Raw genomic sequence first — 15,620 nt, forward strand, 5'->3', positions numbered from 1 at the left:
TTAAAATCGGTAAATCTCTTTTGGTGTAATACAGTAGTCCAATATCATATCGTTTGGGTGAATGTCGTCTATGCTTTCTTCTGCTTCAAAAAAGGACAATCCTATTTTTATAACGTCTTCCCGGCAATTCGCTAAAAAGCGGTCGTAAAACCCTTTTCCATAACCTGTGCGGTGCCCTTTGGTATCAAAAGCCAGTAGCGGTACAAATACCAGGTCTATTTTAGTATCGGGTACCTCTATGCCGTCAACCGGTTCCGGTATGCCGTATTCGTTTTTCTTAAGGCGGGTATTGTCGGTAAGCAGGTATTGTGTCATGCTGCAGTCGTCAAAATTAGATTTTGAAACTACTACTTCTTTGTCTTTTCCTGCCAGTATTTGTAAAATGTATTCGGTTTGGATTTCCTTATGCTCTTCAATACTTAGAAACAGGTGGAAGTAGGTTTTGTTCCAAATATCCAGTTTTAGTAGTTGGTTGGCTATTGCCAGGCTTTGTTCTTCAATCTCATCAAAGCTCATAGCGTTACGAAGTGCCTTATATTTTATGCGGAGTTCTTTTTTAATCATGTTGCAGTTTTTGGGTAATATGGAAAACAGCATCTCCCTGATATACTATAGGAGCATCGTTAGCATTAATAATATATCCGGCATGTGGCGCTTTTACCTTGTGCTCAAATTTGCCAAACGGATCGGTTATATAAGCGATTACTTCACCCTTTTCCACAAATTTACCTACGTTACAATGCAGCTGGAATAATCCTGAAAATTTAGCACGTACCCATCCTGATCTTTCAATATAAATAGAAGGGCCTGGGGCTTCCTTAGCGTTCTTTTTCGGGTTTAGCATATCAAAGTGCGCTAAAAAGCGTTTTGCACCTTTTACTCCATCCTGAGTAATGTCGTTGTTAATGTCTAACGATTTTCCTCCTTCAAACAACAGCATTTTTACACCCATCCTGCCACAGGCACTCCTAAACGACCCCGAAATGTTTTTGGAATACAGGGTGAAAGGAGCGTTAAATACATCGGCAAGCTGTTTCAGCTCTTCATTGTTTGGTACAATTCGTATTTGAGCGGCATTAAATCTGCTGGCACCACCGGCATGAAAATCTACACAGTAATCTATATGAGGTACGATTTCGTTTAAAAGATGAAAAGCAAAACGACTCGCAAGTGATCCGTTCTTACTGCCCGGGAAAACCCTGTTGAGGTCACGCCCATCCGGAAATTCACGGGTTTTGTTCACAAACCCGAATACGTTAATTACCGGAATACAGATAATCGTTCCGCGTTTGGGTTTATTTATTTTGCGTACTATAAGCTGGCGTACTATCTCAACGCCGTTAATTTCGTCTCCGTGCAGCCCGGCACTAAAAAGTACAATGGGTCCGTCGGTTTTAGCCCTTTCCACTATAATAGGAACCTTGAGTTTCGTCATAGTATGCAGGCGTGCAATTTCCATGTTTATGGTTTTGCTCTCGCCCGGTAATACGGTTTCTCCCAGTATGGTAATCTCCCTGTGTTTTGCCATAATTTTACAGAAAGGGTAAAAATAGGAATTATCACTAATTTTTATGTGTTTAACCTGTGTTTTTTAAGACTTGGTGTAATGATTTGTTTTTTAAATTTGTAGTATGCAAACTCCGCTGGAATTACAAATACAAACCCTTCCCGACAGCCCCGGTGTTTACCAGTATTATGATAAAGATGGTAAGCTGCTGTATGTGGGTAAGGCCAAGAACCTTAAAAAGAGGGTTTCGTCTTATTTTACAAAAATTCACGACTCAGGTAAAACAAGGGTACTGGTTAAAAAAATAGCCAGCATCAGGCATATTGTTGTGCCTACAGAGAACGATGCACTGTTACTTGAAAACAATCTTATCAAAAAGTACCAGCCGCGTTATAACGTTATGCTGCGTGATGATAAAACTTATCCGTGGATTTGCATAAAGAAAGAACCTTTTTCGCGTATTTTTTCTACCCGAAGGCTGGTAAAGGACGGGTCGGAATACTTTGGGCCATATACCAATTTCAAAACGGTACATACATTACTGGAACTTATTAAGGAGCTGTATCCGTTGCGTACCTGTAATTATGATTTGAGTGCAGGTAATATAAAAAGCGAAAAGTACAAGGTTTGCCTTGAGTATCATATTGGTAACTGTAAAGGGCCATGTGAGGGATATGAATCACTGGAGCGATACCAAAGTAATGTAAATGCGGTAAGGGAGATACTTAAAGGTAATTTTAAGGAAAGTCTTAAAGATTTTAAAAACCTTATGCAGGAACTGGCTGCCGAAATGAAGTTTGAGGAAGCCCAGAAAATAAAGGAAAAGATTGAGGTGCTTGAAAACTATCAGGCGCGCTCTACCGTGTTTAACCCAAGGATATCTAACATAGATGTATTTACTATAATATCTGACGAGAGTATGGCTTATGTGAACTTTATACAGGTATCACACGGCGCCATTGTCCGTTCGCATACTATGGAGATAAAAAAGAGGCTGGAAGAGACCGATGAGCAGTTGCTTGAGCTTGCCGTTGTAGAGCTTAGAGAGCGCTTTGATTTGCGCTCTAAGGAAATATTATTGCCTTTTGAACTGGACTTGGGTCCTGACGTAAAAATAACAGTGCCTAAACTTGGTGATAAAAAGCAAATCTTAGATTTGTCTGAACGCAACGCTAAGTTTTATCGTATGGATCAGCTTAAGCAAATTAAGATAGTTGATCCCGACAGGCATACCAACCGTATTATGGCACAAATGAAAAAAGATTTGCGCCTGCCGTTTGAGCCAAGGCATATAGAATGTTTTGATAACTCAAACATTCAGGGTACTAATCCGGTATCGGCCTGCGTTGTGTTTAAGGACGGAAAGCCCAGTAAAAAGGACTACCGTCATTTCAATATAAAAACGGTAGAAGGTCCTAACGATTTTGCTTCTATGGAAGAGGTGGTGTACAGGCGTTACAAGCGTCTTTTGGATGAGAATGAGCCCCTGCCGCAGCTTATAATTATTGACGGTGGTAAAGGTCAGTTATCATCTGCTTTAAAAAGCCTGGATGACTTGGGATTGAGAGGTAAAATCACTATTTTAGGCATTGCTAAAAGACTCGAAGAGATTTTCTATCCGGGGGATTCCATTCCGCTGTATCTGGACAAGAAATCAGAGACTTTAAAAATAATACAGCATCTCAGAAATGAGGCGCACCGTTTCGGGATTAATTTCCATAGGGATAAACGTAGCAAAGGAGCGCTCCAAACGTCAATAGAAAGCATACCGGGCATAGGGGAGAAGACAATGATAGCGCTTTTGAAAGAGTTTAAGTCGGTTAAAAGGCTGTCTGCCGCCCCCGAAGAAGACATTGCAAAAGTTGTAGGCCCTGCAAAAGCTAAAAAAATCACAGAATTCTATAAAAGTAAATAGTAATGAATAAACCGCTCCTTACCCTGCTATTTTTACTCACCTTCTATACTGTTTCGGCTCAGGAAAATGATACCCTGTCGAAACACAAACCAAAAATAGGTGTAGTGCTGAGTGGCGGAGGAGCAAAAGGGCTTGCTCATATTGGTGCCTTAAAGGTACTGGAAGAAGCCGGGATAGAAATATCTTATATAGGCGGTACCAGTATGGGGGCCATAATCGGTGGTCTTTATGCTTCCGGTTACAGTGCAAATCAGTTGGATTCTATTTTTCAGAGGGTAGATTCAGATGCCTTGCTTCGTGATTATATCCCCAGAAGTTCCAAAACCTTTTTTGAGAAAAGGAACGACGAAATTTACGCCTTAACTCTTCCGTTTAAAAAATTTAAGCTGGGGTTTCCCACAGCTGTTTCAAAAGGACTTTACAATTATGCCATTATAAACAGGCTTACCAATCATGTTAGACACATTAGGGATTTTGATAGCCTGCCTATTCCGTTTGTTTGTATTGCTACAGATATTGAAACCGGAGAAGAAGTAGTACTGCATAAAGGTATACTGCCCGATGCTATTCTTGCCAGTGGGGCATTTCCGTCATTATACTATCCGGTAGAGATAGACGGGAGACTGCTTATTGACGGCGGAGTTACTAATAACTATCCGGTAGAGGAAATCAGAAAAATGGGTGCCGATATCATTATTGGGGTTGATGTTCAGGACGGACTGAAATCACGTGATGAGATTAAAGGAGCAACCGGTGTACTGGTACAAATTAATAACTACCAGATGATCAAAAAAATGGATAAGAAACGTGAGGATACCGATGTGTATATAAAACCGGATATTTCAGGCTATTCGGTTATTTCTTTTGATCAGGGGAAGGAAATTATAAGAAAAGGTGAAGAGGCAGCCTTAGTACTGTATGATACACTAAAAAAACTGGGTAGTGATAAGCCTATCGTGAAAAGATGTACCGAAGCAAAAGATACTCTTAATATAGAGTATATTAATGTGAATGAACTGGAGTATTACACCAAATCATATGTGGTAGGTAAACTTAGGTTTAAAGGTGGGGCAAAAATTACTTATGATAAGCTGGATGCCGGAATAAGCAGTCTTAGTGCGACACAAAACTTCAATTCCATTTCCTATTCTTTTGAAAAGGGACCAAACGGAGGCGATGTGCTTAATATGAACCTGACCGAAAATCCTATAAACCGCTATTTGAAATTTGGGCTTCACTATGACGGATTGTATAAAAGTGGTATATTGGTTAACCTAACTCAAAAGAAACTGTTGTTTCAAAACGACGTTGCATCGCTTGATGTGATATTAGGAGATCACTTTCGTTATAATTTTGATTATTATCGTGATAATGGTTTTCATATCAGTTATGGTTTCCATTCCAGTTTTAGTAATTTCAACAGAAATATCTCTGCCGAATATAATGAAGGAGAGTTTTTAAGAACATTTGGGGTGAATTCTCTTAATCTCGATTTTACCGATTTTACCAATAAGGTATATCTGCAAACCATTTTTGCACAAAAGTTCCTAATTGGTGCCGGTGCTGAGCTCAAGCATTTAAAGATTAAGAGCGAAACGGTAGAGTCTAACAGTATTTTTGACGACAGTGATTATTTCTCGCTATACGGTACACTTAAATATGACTCTTATGATAATAAATACTTCCCTAAAAAAGGATGGTATTTTATAGGGGAGGCAAAAACGTTTTTGTTCTCCTCTGACTACAATGATATTTTTGGGCGTTTCAGCATCTTTAAGGCAGATATGGGTATAGTACATGAGATTGTGCGTAACCTGTCATTAGAATTGCAAACAGAGGGAGGTTTTGCGGTTTCCAGTGATACTACAGTGCCGTTTTTTGATTTTATTTTAGGAGGGTACGGGTATCATATGACAAATAACTTCCGTCATTTTTACGGATATGACTTTTTGAGCCTGTCAGGAGACAGTTATATTAAAGGAACGGCTACCCTTGACTATGAGTTTGTAAAGAAAAACCATATTAACTTTACAGCAAACTTTGCCAATTTAGGACACAGAATTTATGATGAAGGTAATATTTTCAGTGTGCCTGAGTTTAGCGGATATGCTTTAGGTTATGGTATGGAAACCATAATAGGGCCTATAGAAATAAAGCACAGCTGGTCTCCCGATACCAAAAATCATTACACCTGGTTTAGTGTAGGCTTTTGGTTCTAAATATTTATTAGGAGTAAACGAAACGGAAATATATAAAAAGCCAAAAGGCAGGATTAATTATCCTGCCTTTCTGTTATATCATCGTTTTCCGAATAGGAGTCGGGCTCCGATTTCGGTTTTACGGTTAAAACCTTATAAAAAAAGTATGCTGCTATGGTAACCACAATTCCCTGTGCGCCTACCATTACTATTATTGCTTCTGTTTTCATGCTGTTGCCCTCCCTTCTTTAACTCGTTTTAAATATGCTCTGTATACTACTACACTAATAAAGATAAACAAAGTTATTAATAATAATCGGCCTATTGTTTTATACATCACGTTGTTAGTAAATTTACCTTCGGCAATTTTATCTTTAGGATGTATTTTATCACCCAGGCTAACAACTGTATGTTGTTCGCCTTTAAATGCGTAGGTTTTGTAATCAGTATACTTTATGGTATTTACAGTGTTTTGAGTTTTGTCAAACACCTGTTTTTCATTCTCAAAAGCGATTTTTACAAAGTTAGGCGCTACAGAGTCAACCACACCAAATTCGGCAGAACCGTAGTCTTCGGCATAGTAAGCATCCGCAAACCACTCTTTATTGTGAGTGTCGTTATTCATAACCTTGTTGGCTATATCTGGTGTGCTTGCTAAAAGAACCCATCCTAAAAGACATGGCGTTACAACAAGTATTACATATTTAAAGAATACCGGAACTTTAATATCGGCACCAAGGTTAATTTCTTCCCAACCTCTTTTCATGCCGAAAATCCATGCGAATAATACGGTTTCAAGGAAAGCAAATACTACAAGGCTCACTGTACCTGCCCAGTAGTCGTATTCGTCAAATACGCCTTCTTTATAGAAGATAACAGTTGGTAGTCCCATTATAAGGGCAATAAGCCCGAAGGACCATGCACCCTTGTTGTTTTTCCAGCCAAACTCGTCGCGCATAAAGCCAATCCAAGGTGTACCCATAGCGAGTGACGAAGTAATACCGGCAAAGAATAATAAACCGAACCAGAATACCCCTGCAAAAACGGCGAGGACATGACCCCATTGCTGGAAGAGGTAAGGCATAGTTTGGAATGCCATACCGAAGCCTGCATTTTGAAGTACCCAGTCAAGACCAAGGTAACCTGCAGCGATAGGAATTACTATTGAACTACCTAAAACAACCTCTACAAACTCGTTCATGAAACCTGCAGAAACCGCATTTAAGGCAATATCATCTTTAGATTTAATGTAGGCTGCATAACAGTGTACAGTACCCATACCTACAGACAGGGTGAAGAATATCTGTCCGGCGGCGGCGAGCCATACCTTAGCACTCCAGAGGGAATCAAACTGTGGTGTCCATAGGAAGTTAAGTCCGTCCCATGCGTTGGCATTAGGGAACATGTCTGAAGCTCCGTCGGTTCCAAGAGTAAGTCCTTTAAATGCCAGTACTGCTCCAAAAAGGATGAGTAGCGGCATACCTATTTTTGCTACTTTTTCAATACCTCCTAAACCTTTAGAAAGGATGTAAGTGTTTAAAAGTAAACAGGCTATGTAAAATACAACGGCTTCATAAGGAATACCTGTTGTGCTTTTTGCTATTGTGGTATAGGTATCAAAAAATCCTGCAACTTGAGCCTGATCCATACCCACAAAAGTTCCTTTTATTGTATGGTATACATAAGACATAGTCCAGGATTCGATATAACAGTAGTATGATGCGACGGCGATATTGGTAAAAATACCAAAGACACCAATGTACTTCCATATTCGGCCTTTAGCCATGGTGTCCAGAATGTAAGGGGTACTGTGGTTGCCGTATCTTCCTCCAAAACGGCCGGTAGACCATTCAATAAAAAGGAGAGGGATTCCCATTACTACAAAACACACGAGGTAAGGTATAATAAAGGCGCCACCTCCGTTTTGAACTGCCTGTACCGGGAATCTTAAAAAGTTACCTAATCCAACCGCATTACCTGCCATTGCCAGAATTAAGCCAACACGTGAGCCCCACGATTCTGCTTTCGCTGCCATAAAGGATATTTGTTTTTTGGTTATTAAACGGTTTCAAAGATAGAAAAACAAATAGAAAAGTAAAGAAAAGGTCAATTAAATTAAAAATCCGTAAAGGCTTTTAACATAAGTAATTCATATTTATCAAACAGCCTGAAATCAGGTCGACAGATTCTTAAACAAAGCCGATTTTAACGCTAAACTCAAATTTTTGCTGAGAATGCGCTCTAAATATAAATATTGTATAATAATTAGGGAGCAAAATTAAATTTTTACGATATTTGTCTAATGAATATGAGTTGGACAGATTTATTAAGCCACCTGAAATTTCTCATTAAGAGAAATCCGGAATGATATATATTATATGGTGTACCCGTTTAATATGTTTAATTAATAAATTTCAATTATGCCTATATATCACAAAGTAGGGAATATCCCTCACAAAAGACATATACAGTTTGAGAAACCAAATGGCGGACTTTACTACGAGCAGCTGTTTGGCACCGAAGGTTTTCACGGACATTCTTCATTGTTGTACCATGTACACAGGCCAACACAGGTTAAAGAGATTTTAAGATCGTACTCTGTAGAGCCGGAGATTGCCATCGAAAAAAATATCAAATCACTTTTACTTAAAGGTTTTGAGCTTCAGCCAAAGGATGACTTTTTGGAAAGCCGTACCGATATGCTGGTAAATAATGATTGTATCATTGGGCTTGCAGCACCAAAAAAATCGCTTCGTGAGTATTTTTACAAAAATGCTGATGCCGATGAAATGCTGTTTATCCACAAAGGCAAAGGTACCCTTAGAACTTTTATGGGTAACATTCCTTTTGAGTATGGTGATTACCTTGTTATTCCAAGGGGTATGATATACCAAATAGATTTTGAAACAAGTGATAACCGTTTACTTTATGTAGAGTCTACATCGCCTTTCTATACGCCTAAGCGTTATAAAAATGAAAGCGGACAGCATTTAGAGCACTCTCCGTTTTGTGAAAGGGACTTCAAATTACCGGAGCAGCTTGAAACGTATGATGAAAAAGGAGATTTCCTTATCAAGATCAAGAAAGAAGGTATGATGCATGAGGTAGTATATGCCACGCATCCGTTTGATGTTATTGGTTGGGATGGTTATAACTTCCCTTATGGGTTCAGTATTCATAACTTTGAGCCTATAACAGGTAGGGTACACTTACCACCACCAATTCACCAAACATTTGAAACTGCCGGATTTGTGGTTTGTTCATTCTGCCCAAGGCTTTATGACTACCACCCAAAATCAATCCCGGCACCATACAACCACAGTAATATTGACAGTGATGAGGTGCTTTATTATGTAGACGGTGACTTTATGAGCCGTAACAATATTGAGCAGGGTCACATTACGCTTCACCCTAAGGGTATTCCTCACGGACCTGCACCCGGGGCAATGGAGCGCAGTATCGGTCAGACAGAAACTTTAGAGCTGGCGGTAATGGTAGATACCTTCCGTCCGTTAAAAGTAACTAAGGCTGCTATGGGCTTAGACGATGGTCAGTACTACAAATCGTGGGTAGAGTAAATTTTAAAAACTAACAAACAAAACAAAAACGTTTTCCTGCTTTGTCAGGACAACTTAAAATATTGAAACTATGAGCAAAGAAGTAAAGAGCGTTGAATACGGCTTAGAAAAAATATTTGAAGGAGCACAGGATTTCCTTCCGCTTTTAGGAACAGATTATATTGAATTTTATGTAGGTAACGCTAAACAGGCGGCCCACTATTATAAAACAGCTTTCGGATTCCAGTCGCATGCTTATGCAGGTTTGGAAACAGGTTTAAAAGACAGAGCGTCTTATGTACTTGTTCAGGATAAAATCCGTTTAGTATTAACAACTCCGTTAAATGCTGATTCTCCGTTAAACGATCATATCGTTAAGCACGGTGACGGTGTTAAAATTGTAGCACTTTGGGTAGAAGATGCAAGAAAATCTTTTGAGGAAACTACTAAAAGAGGGGCTAAAGTATACATGGAGCCAACTGTTGAGACAGATGAGTTTGGTGAAGTGGTACGTGCAGGTATCTACACTTATGGTGAAACAGTACACATGTTTGTAGAACGTAAAAACTACAAGGGTGCTTTCTTGCCGGGATATAAAGAATGGAAATCTGACTACAACCCTGAGCCAACAGGTCTTAAGTTTGTTGACCATATGGTAGGTAACGTAGGATGGAATGAAATGAATACCTGGGTTAAGTGGTATGAAGATGTAATGGGGTTTGTTAACTTCCTTTCATTTGATGATAAGCAAATCCATACAGAATATTCTGCTCTTATGAGTAAAGTAATGTCTAACGGTAACGGTAGAATTAAGTTCCCTATCAACGAGCCTGCAGAAGGAGCTAAGAGATCTCAAATTGAAGAGTATCTTGATTTCTACGGCGGTCCAGGTGTACAGCACATAGCTATCGCTACCGATGATATCATTAAAACAGTAAGCGCGTTAAAAGCAAGAGGTGTTGAATTTCTTTCTGCACCCCCTCATACTTACTATGAAGAAGTGCCAAACCGTCTTGGTGAACACATGAGTATCATGAAAGAGGACATTAGTGTTCTTGAGAGTTTAGGTATCATGGTTGATGCTGATGAGGAAGGTTATCTATTACAAATTTTCACCAAACCGGTTGAAGACCGTCCTACACTTTTTTACGAAATAATTCAGAGAATGGGTGCAAGAGGCTTTGGTGCGGGTAACTTTAAGGCTCTGTTTGAGTCGATTGAGAGAGAGCAGGCATTGCGAGGAACGTTATAAAAGCTGCTTATTTTTATATAGTCGATAATTTTAAACCATCAAAAGGCTTGTTTTTTGAGGAATATGTGTTAAAGTTGATTTTTTAGGGAGAATTTTTCAATAACCTATCTACTTTTGCACTCGCAAAAAGGGAGCTGTAGTGAGCTCACTTTTTTGTGAAAAGTAATTTTCATAATTTATAGTTTTTTGGTTGGTTAATAGCATAAAAACCCGGTCATTAATTTTGGCTGGGTTTTTTTGTTTAGTATTTTTGGAACAAAAATTGTAATTTACTATTGTAAAACACCAAAAAGTTAGATAATTGCTATGAAAAAGTTAATAACAGCCATTTTGTTTTTTACAATATGTAATGTTTACTCTCAAAACGCCTTTTCTACGGGCGAGTATTTTAAATTCAGAATCCATTACGGTTTTATAAACGCCGGGTATGCCACCCTTGAGGTTAAAGATGCCGTTCGTGAAAATAAAAAAGTATTTCACGTGGTAGGTAAGGGGTATACTACAGGTGCAGCAAAACTGTTTTTTAAGGTGAAGGATGATTACCAGAGTTACTTTGATAAAGAGACCGGTAAGCCTTACCAGTTTATAAGGAAAATAGACGAGGGCGGATATACCAAAAATCAGGAAGGTTTCTTTAACCAGTCCAGTAATACGGTAACCGTAAACGACTATAAAAACGATACGAAAAAAACCTTCAAGGTCCCTGAGAACGTGCAGGATATAGTATCGGTGTTCTACTATTTGAGAAACCACCCTGAGGTTGATGACCTTAAAGTGGGGGGCTTTATAGAAGTAGACATGTTTTTTGATGAAGAAGTGACGAAGTTTAAGTTAAAATTCCTTGGTCGCGAGGATATAAAAACTAAATTTGGGACCGTTTCTGCTATGATATTCAGACCCTATGTTCAGGCAGGCCGTGTATTTAAAGAAGAGGAGAGTTTAACTGTCTGGATTTCAGACGATGGAAACAGGATTCCTCTAAGGATAAAGGCAGATTTGGCAGTGGGTTCATTAAAGGCAGATTTGGACGAGTTTAAAGGGCTTAGCCACTCTTTTAAAGTTAAATCTAAATAACACAATGGACATTACACCCGCAATAGAGCAACAGCTTAACGATCTTGAAAAAAAATTTAAGGCAATAAACCAGAAAACAGAAACCCATCTTGAAGGGCTTCTTTGGGCAAAACCCATAACCTACTGGGATTATATACAAACCGATGCATTATTAAACCTGCAAATTCAAAGGACTACGCTTCCGGATGAAATGGTTTTTATAATGTACCATCAGGTAAATGAGCTGTTGTTTAAAATGATATTGTGGGAAGTAGAGCAGCTTTGCCATACCGAACAACCTGAAACGGCTTACTTTACCGAAAAGCTAATGCGTATTAGCCGTTACTTTGATATGCTTACCACCTCGTTTGATATTATGGGCGACGGTATGGAGGTAGATCAATATATGAAGTTCAGGAATACATTAACGCCTGCGAGCGGATTCCAGAGTGCACAATACCGTCTTATCGAATTTGCTTCTACAGATCTTATTAATCTTATAGATTACAGGTACAGGGCAGATATTGACAGAAACACGCCTTATGAGCATGCGTTAGAGCATTTATACTGGCAGGCTGCAGGTAAAGACTATAAAACAGGAGAGAAATCATACCTGTTATCGCAGTTTGAGAAAAGGTATAAGGGCGAATTCCTCCGCTTTATGGAAGAGTACAATACTATAAACATATGGAGGAAATTCAAACAACTTCCGGAAGAAACCCAAAAAGATGCTACGCTTGTAAAAGCAATGCGTCATTATGATTATACGGTAAATGTTACCTGGGTAATGGGGCACTACAATACGGCAAAAAAATATATTGAAAGCGTTTCAGGTCCGCAGGAAGCAACCGGAGGAAGCGACTGGAAAAAATATATGCATCCTAAATACCAAAGAAGGATATTTTTCCCTGAATTATGGAGTGAGGAGGAATTAAAGAACTGGGGAGAAAACGTATAATAACCGCATAAAACATCTAATTTGAGATATCTTGCTTTCATATTATTGCTAACCACTTTTATTGCCTGTAAAAAAGAGGAGAAGGACGTTAAGCCTGAAACCGTAGCAAAGAAAGAGGTTAAAAAAATAAGAAAAGAATTTGGCTTTGTTGTAGACAGTTTTCAGGTAGTGCATGATACCATTAAAAGTGGAGACACTTTTGGCGGATTAATGGCTAAACAAAACTTTGATGCAGCAGCTATCCATAATATAACCGAAAAAATTAGGGATACCTTTAATCTTAGGGATATAAGGATAGGTAAACCTTACACTCTTTTTAAGGATAAAAATGCGCCACATGACCTTAAGGCATTTGTGTATCAGCCCGATAAGCTTAGCTATTATGTTATTGATTTAAGGGACTCAATAGTGGTGCATAAAAAGAAACGTCCTGTAACCGTGAAGCGCAGGGTAATTGTAGGGGAGATTGAAGGTTCACTGGCAGGTTCTTTACAAAAGGAAGGTGTAGGGCCGGCATTGGCACAAGAGCTTTCTGAGATTTACGCCTGGAGTGTCGATTTCTTCAGGATACAAAAAGGTGATAAGTTTGGGGTTATCATTAACGAAACCTATATAAGTGACAGTATTTATGCCGGAATTAAAAATATAGAAGGTTCTTACTTTGAATACAAAGGCGATAAAATTTATGCCTTCCCTTTTAAGCAGGATACACTTGCTAAAACCTATGATTATTATGACCATGAAGGTAAGGCGTTAAAAAGTATGTTCTTAAAGGCACCGCTTAAATTTAGCCGTATTTCTTCGCGTTTTACACCAAGACGTTTTCACCCGGTACAAAAACGCTGGAAAGCACACAATGGTACTGATTATGCCGCTCCTACAGGTACACCTATTATGGCAACAGCCAGGGGTATTGTTGAAAAAGCCGGATATACTGCCGGTAACGGTAATTATGTAAAGATATGGCACAACAAAACATACTCTACCCAATACCTTCACATGTCTAAGATTTTAGTTAAAAAAGGGCAAAGCGTAAGTCAGGGACAAATAATCGGTAAAGTAGGTAGTACAGGACTGGCAACCGGGCCTCACGTTTGTTACCGTTTTTGGAAAAACGGGGTGCAGGTGGATGCTCTTAAGCAAAAGTTTGGAAGTTCTGAACCAATAAAGCCGGAACACATGTCAAGGTATGAGACTTACATGAAGCCTTTAAAGAAAGAATTAGATAGTATCACAAACCTCAAATTAAATAATAATAAGTAATGGCAATGGAAAATATCAACCCTACAGGTACCGCAGCCTGGACGGAATTACAAAAGCATTTTGCCGATATGCAAAATGCCTCCATGCAGGAGATGTTTGCTGCCGATAAAGGCAGGAGCGAAAAATTCCACATTCAGTGGAATGATTTTTTAGTGGACTACTCTAAAAATATAATAAACGAGGAAACGCTTTCACTTTTACTAAAACTTGCTCAGGAGTCAGGATTGGCATCGGCTATAGATAGTTATTTTGCCGGAGATGCTATTAACAGAACAGAAAACAGGGCAGTACTTCATACTGCATTGCGTGCACCCGAAAGTGCCGGTGTAGAAGTAAACGGTGTTAATGTAATGCCGGAAGTGTATGCCGTAAAAAATAAAATAAAAGGATTTTGTGACGGTATTATAAACGGTTCTCAAAAAGGTTATACCGGTAAAGCATTTACTCATGTGGTAAATATTGGTATAGGTGGTAGTGACTTAGGGCCTGCAATGGTTGTAGATGCACTTGCTTATTACAAAAACAACCTTGAGGTGCGCTTTATTTCAAACGTAGACGGTGACCATGTTATGGAAAGCCTTAAAGGTTTGAATCCTGAAACTACCCTTTTTGTAATTGTTTCTAAAACCTTTACTACTCAGGAAACGCTTTCTAATGCTCAAACGGTAAGGGAATGGTTCCTTAAATCGGCTAAGCAGGAAGATGTGGCCAAACATTTTGTGGCTGTATCTACCAATATACAAAAGGTTACCGAGTTTGGTATTGATGAGAATAACATATTCCCTATGTGGGATTGGGTTGGCGGACGTTTCTCCCTGTGGAGTGCCGTAGGTCTTTCAATCAGTCTAGCTGTAGGTTTTGAAAACTTTGACGGACTGCTTAAAGGTGCGCACGATATGGATGAGCACTTTAAAACGATTCCGCATGATAAAAACATTCCGGTTGTACTGGCATTATTAAGTGTATGGTATAACAACTTTTTTGGTGCCGAAAGTGAGGCTTTAATACCTTATACCCAGTACCTGCAAAAATTGGCTCCTTACCTGCAACAGGGTATAATGGAGAGTAACGGTAAGAGTATAGACCGTAACGGTAACCCGGTACAGTACCAAACCGGTACTATTATATGGGGAGAGCCGGGTACAAACTCTCAGCACGCTTTCTTCCAGTTAATACATCAGGGTACTAAACTTATCCCTACCGATTTTATTGGTTTTGTACAGCCGTTACACGGTAATAAAGACCACCATGATAAACTGATGTCAAACTTTTTTGCTCAAACCGAGGCATTACTTAACGGTAAAACCGAGGCTCAGGTTAAAGCGGAGTTTGTAAAACAGGGTATAGATGGCGATAAGGCAGCGTTTTTGCTTCCGTTTAAGGTGTTTACAGGCAATAAGCCTACAAATACCCTTTTAATCGATAAACTTACGCCAGAGACGTTGGGATCGCTTATTGCACTATATGAGCATAAAATATTTGTACAGGGTGTAATATGGAATATTTTCAGTTACGATCAGTGGGGTGTTGAGTTAGGTAAACAACTGGCTAATTCTATCCTGGATGAGATACATTCAGGAGACGTTAAGCAGCACGATAACTCTACCGAATTCCTGTTAAATTACTTTCTTAAAAACAAGAAATACTAATTAAAAACACACTTAATAGTTTTTAAGTTATATATAAAACAGAGGCCCGAAAGCAATTTCGGGCCTTTTTTATACCTGTAAACAAAAAAAACAGGTTAATAATGCGTGAATAAATGTTTATCCCAAGGTAAAGCAAAGTGTTAATTTTTTAAGTTTTTTTTAATATATAGTTGCTTGATTATCACTATTTTGTAAATATGATAGTATTTAATAATGTCTTAACCTTAGGTTGAGGGTAAAATGTAATTTTTGCGCCCGAAACCTTAAA

General features: G+C 38.8%; 12 protein-coding genes. 8 read left to right on the forward strand and 4 right to left on the reverse strand.

Going from position 1 to position 15,620, the window contains the following annotated elements:
* Positions 1-564 (reverse strand): 5-formyltetrahydrofolate cyclo-ligase, encoded by a 564-nt coding sequence (locus Q763_RS08465; protein WP_035133190.1) that lies wholly within the window; start codon positions 562-564, stop codon positions 1-3.
* The gene (locus Q763_RS08470; protein ID WP_035133192.1) at positions 557-1,528 is read right to left on the reverse strand and encodes a succinylglutamate desuccinylase/aspartoacylase family protein; all 972 of its coding nucleotides are present in this window, start codon (positions 1,526-1,528) and stop codon (positions 557-559) included. The genes Q763_RS08465 and Q763_RS08470 overlap by 8 nt, the downstream gene beginning before the upstream one ends.
* 103 nt (positions 1,529-1,631) lie before the next feature.
* On the opposite strand from Q763_RS08470, the gene uvrC reads away from it, so the two are divergent.
* Together uvrC and Q763_RS08480 are read left to right on the forward strand one after the other, a co-directional pair.
* Complete coding sequence (gene uvrC, locus Q763_RS08475; RefSeq protein ID WP_035133193.1) at positions 1,632-3,422, forward strand: excinuclease ABC subunit UvrC; 1,791 nt, start codon at positions 1,632-1,634, stop codon at positions 3,420-3,422.
* A gap of 2 nt (positions 3,423-3,424) precedes the next feature.
* Positions 3,425-5,641 (forward strand): patatin-like phospholipase family protein, encoded by a 2,217-nt coding sequence (locus Q763_RS08480; protein WP_035133195.1) that lies wholly within the window; start codon positions 3,425-3,427, stop codon positions 5,639-5,641.
* Between the two features lie 53 nt (positions 5,642-5,694).
* On the opposite strand, the gene Q763_RS17925 is transcribed toward Q763_RS08480, so the two are convergent.
* Together Q763_RS17925 and Q763_RS08485 are read right to left on the reverse strand one after the other, a co-directional pair.
* Positions 5,695-5,850 (reverse strand): hypothetical protein, encoded by a 156-nt coding sequence (locus tag Q763_RS17925; RefSeq protein ID WP_198133450.1) that lies wholly within the window; start codon positions 5,848-5,850, stop codon positions 5,695-5,697.
* Positions 5,847-7,655, reverse strand: coding sequence for a sodium-dependent transporter (locus Q763_RS08485; protein ID WP_035133198.1), 1,809 nt, complete (start codon positions 7,653-7,655; stop codon positions 5,847-5,849). Before Q763_RS08485 ends, Q763_RS17925 begins: the two co-directional genes overlap by 4 nt.
* Before the next feature lie 385 nt (positions 7,656-8,040).
* Between Q763_RS08485 and Q763_RS08490 the strand changes: the two genes are divergently transcribed.
* The 6 genes from Q763_RS08490 (at position 8,041) to pgi (ending at position 15,352) form a co-directional block, all read left to right on the forward strand.
* On the forward strand, positions 8,041-9,198 hold the full coding sequence (locus Q763_RS08490; protein WP_035133200.1) for a homogentisate 1,2-dioxygenase: 1,158 nt from the start codon (positions 8,041-8,043) through the stop codon (positions 9,196-9,198).
* A gap of 70 nt (positions 9,199-9,268) precedes the next feature.
* Positions 9,269-10,429 carry a 4-hydroxyphenylpyruvate dioxygenase gene (gene hppD, locus Q763_RS08495; protein ID WP_035133201.1) on the forward strand — a complete coding sequence of 387 codons (1,161 nt, stop codon included), beginning with the start codon at positions 9,269-9,271 and terminating at the stop codon, positions 10,427-10,429.
* 306 nt (positions 10,430-10,735) lie between these two features.
* On the forward strand, positions 10,736-11,503 hold the full coding sequence (locus tag Q763_RS08500; protein WP_035133210.1) for a DUF3108 domain-containing protein: 768 nt from the start codon (positions 10,736-10,738) through the stop codon (positions 11,501-11,503).
* Between the two features lie 4 nt (positions 11,504-11,507).
* Entirely contained in the window at positions 11,508-12,440 is a 933-nt protein-coding gene (locus Q763_RS08505; protein ID WP_035133212.1) for a tryptophan 2,3-dioxygenase family protein, read from the forward strand.
* Positions 12,441-12,461: 21 nt separating this feature from the next.
* On the forward strand, positions 12,462-13,703 hold the full coding sequence (locus Q763_RS08510; protein ID WP_035133214.1) for a M23 family metallopeptidase: 1,242 nt from the start codon (positions 12,462-12,464) through the stop codon (positions 13,701-13,703).
* On the forward strand, positions 13,703-15,352 hold the full coding sequence (gene pgi, locus Q763_RS08515; protein WP_035133216.1) for a glucose-6-phosphate isomerase: 1,650 nt from the start codon (positions 13,703-13,705) through the stop codon (positions 15,350-15,352). The genes Q763_RS08510 and pgi overlap by 1 nt, the downstream gene beginning before the upstream one ends.
* Positions 15,353-15,620: the final 268 nt, after the last annotated feature.

This window comes from Flavobacterium beibuense F44-8, assembly GCF_000769915.1.
In the GTDB taxonomy this organism is placed as follows: domain Bacteria; phylum Bacteroidota; class Bacteroidia; order Flavobacteriales; family Flavobacteriaceae; genus Flavobacterium; species Flavobacterium beibuense.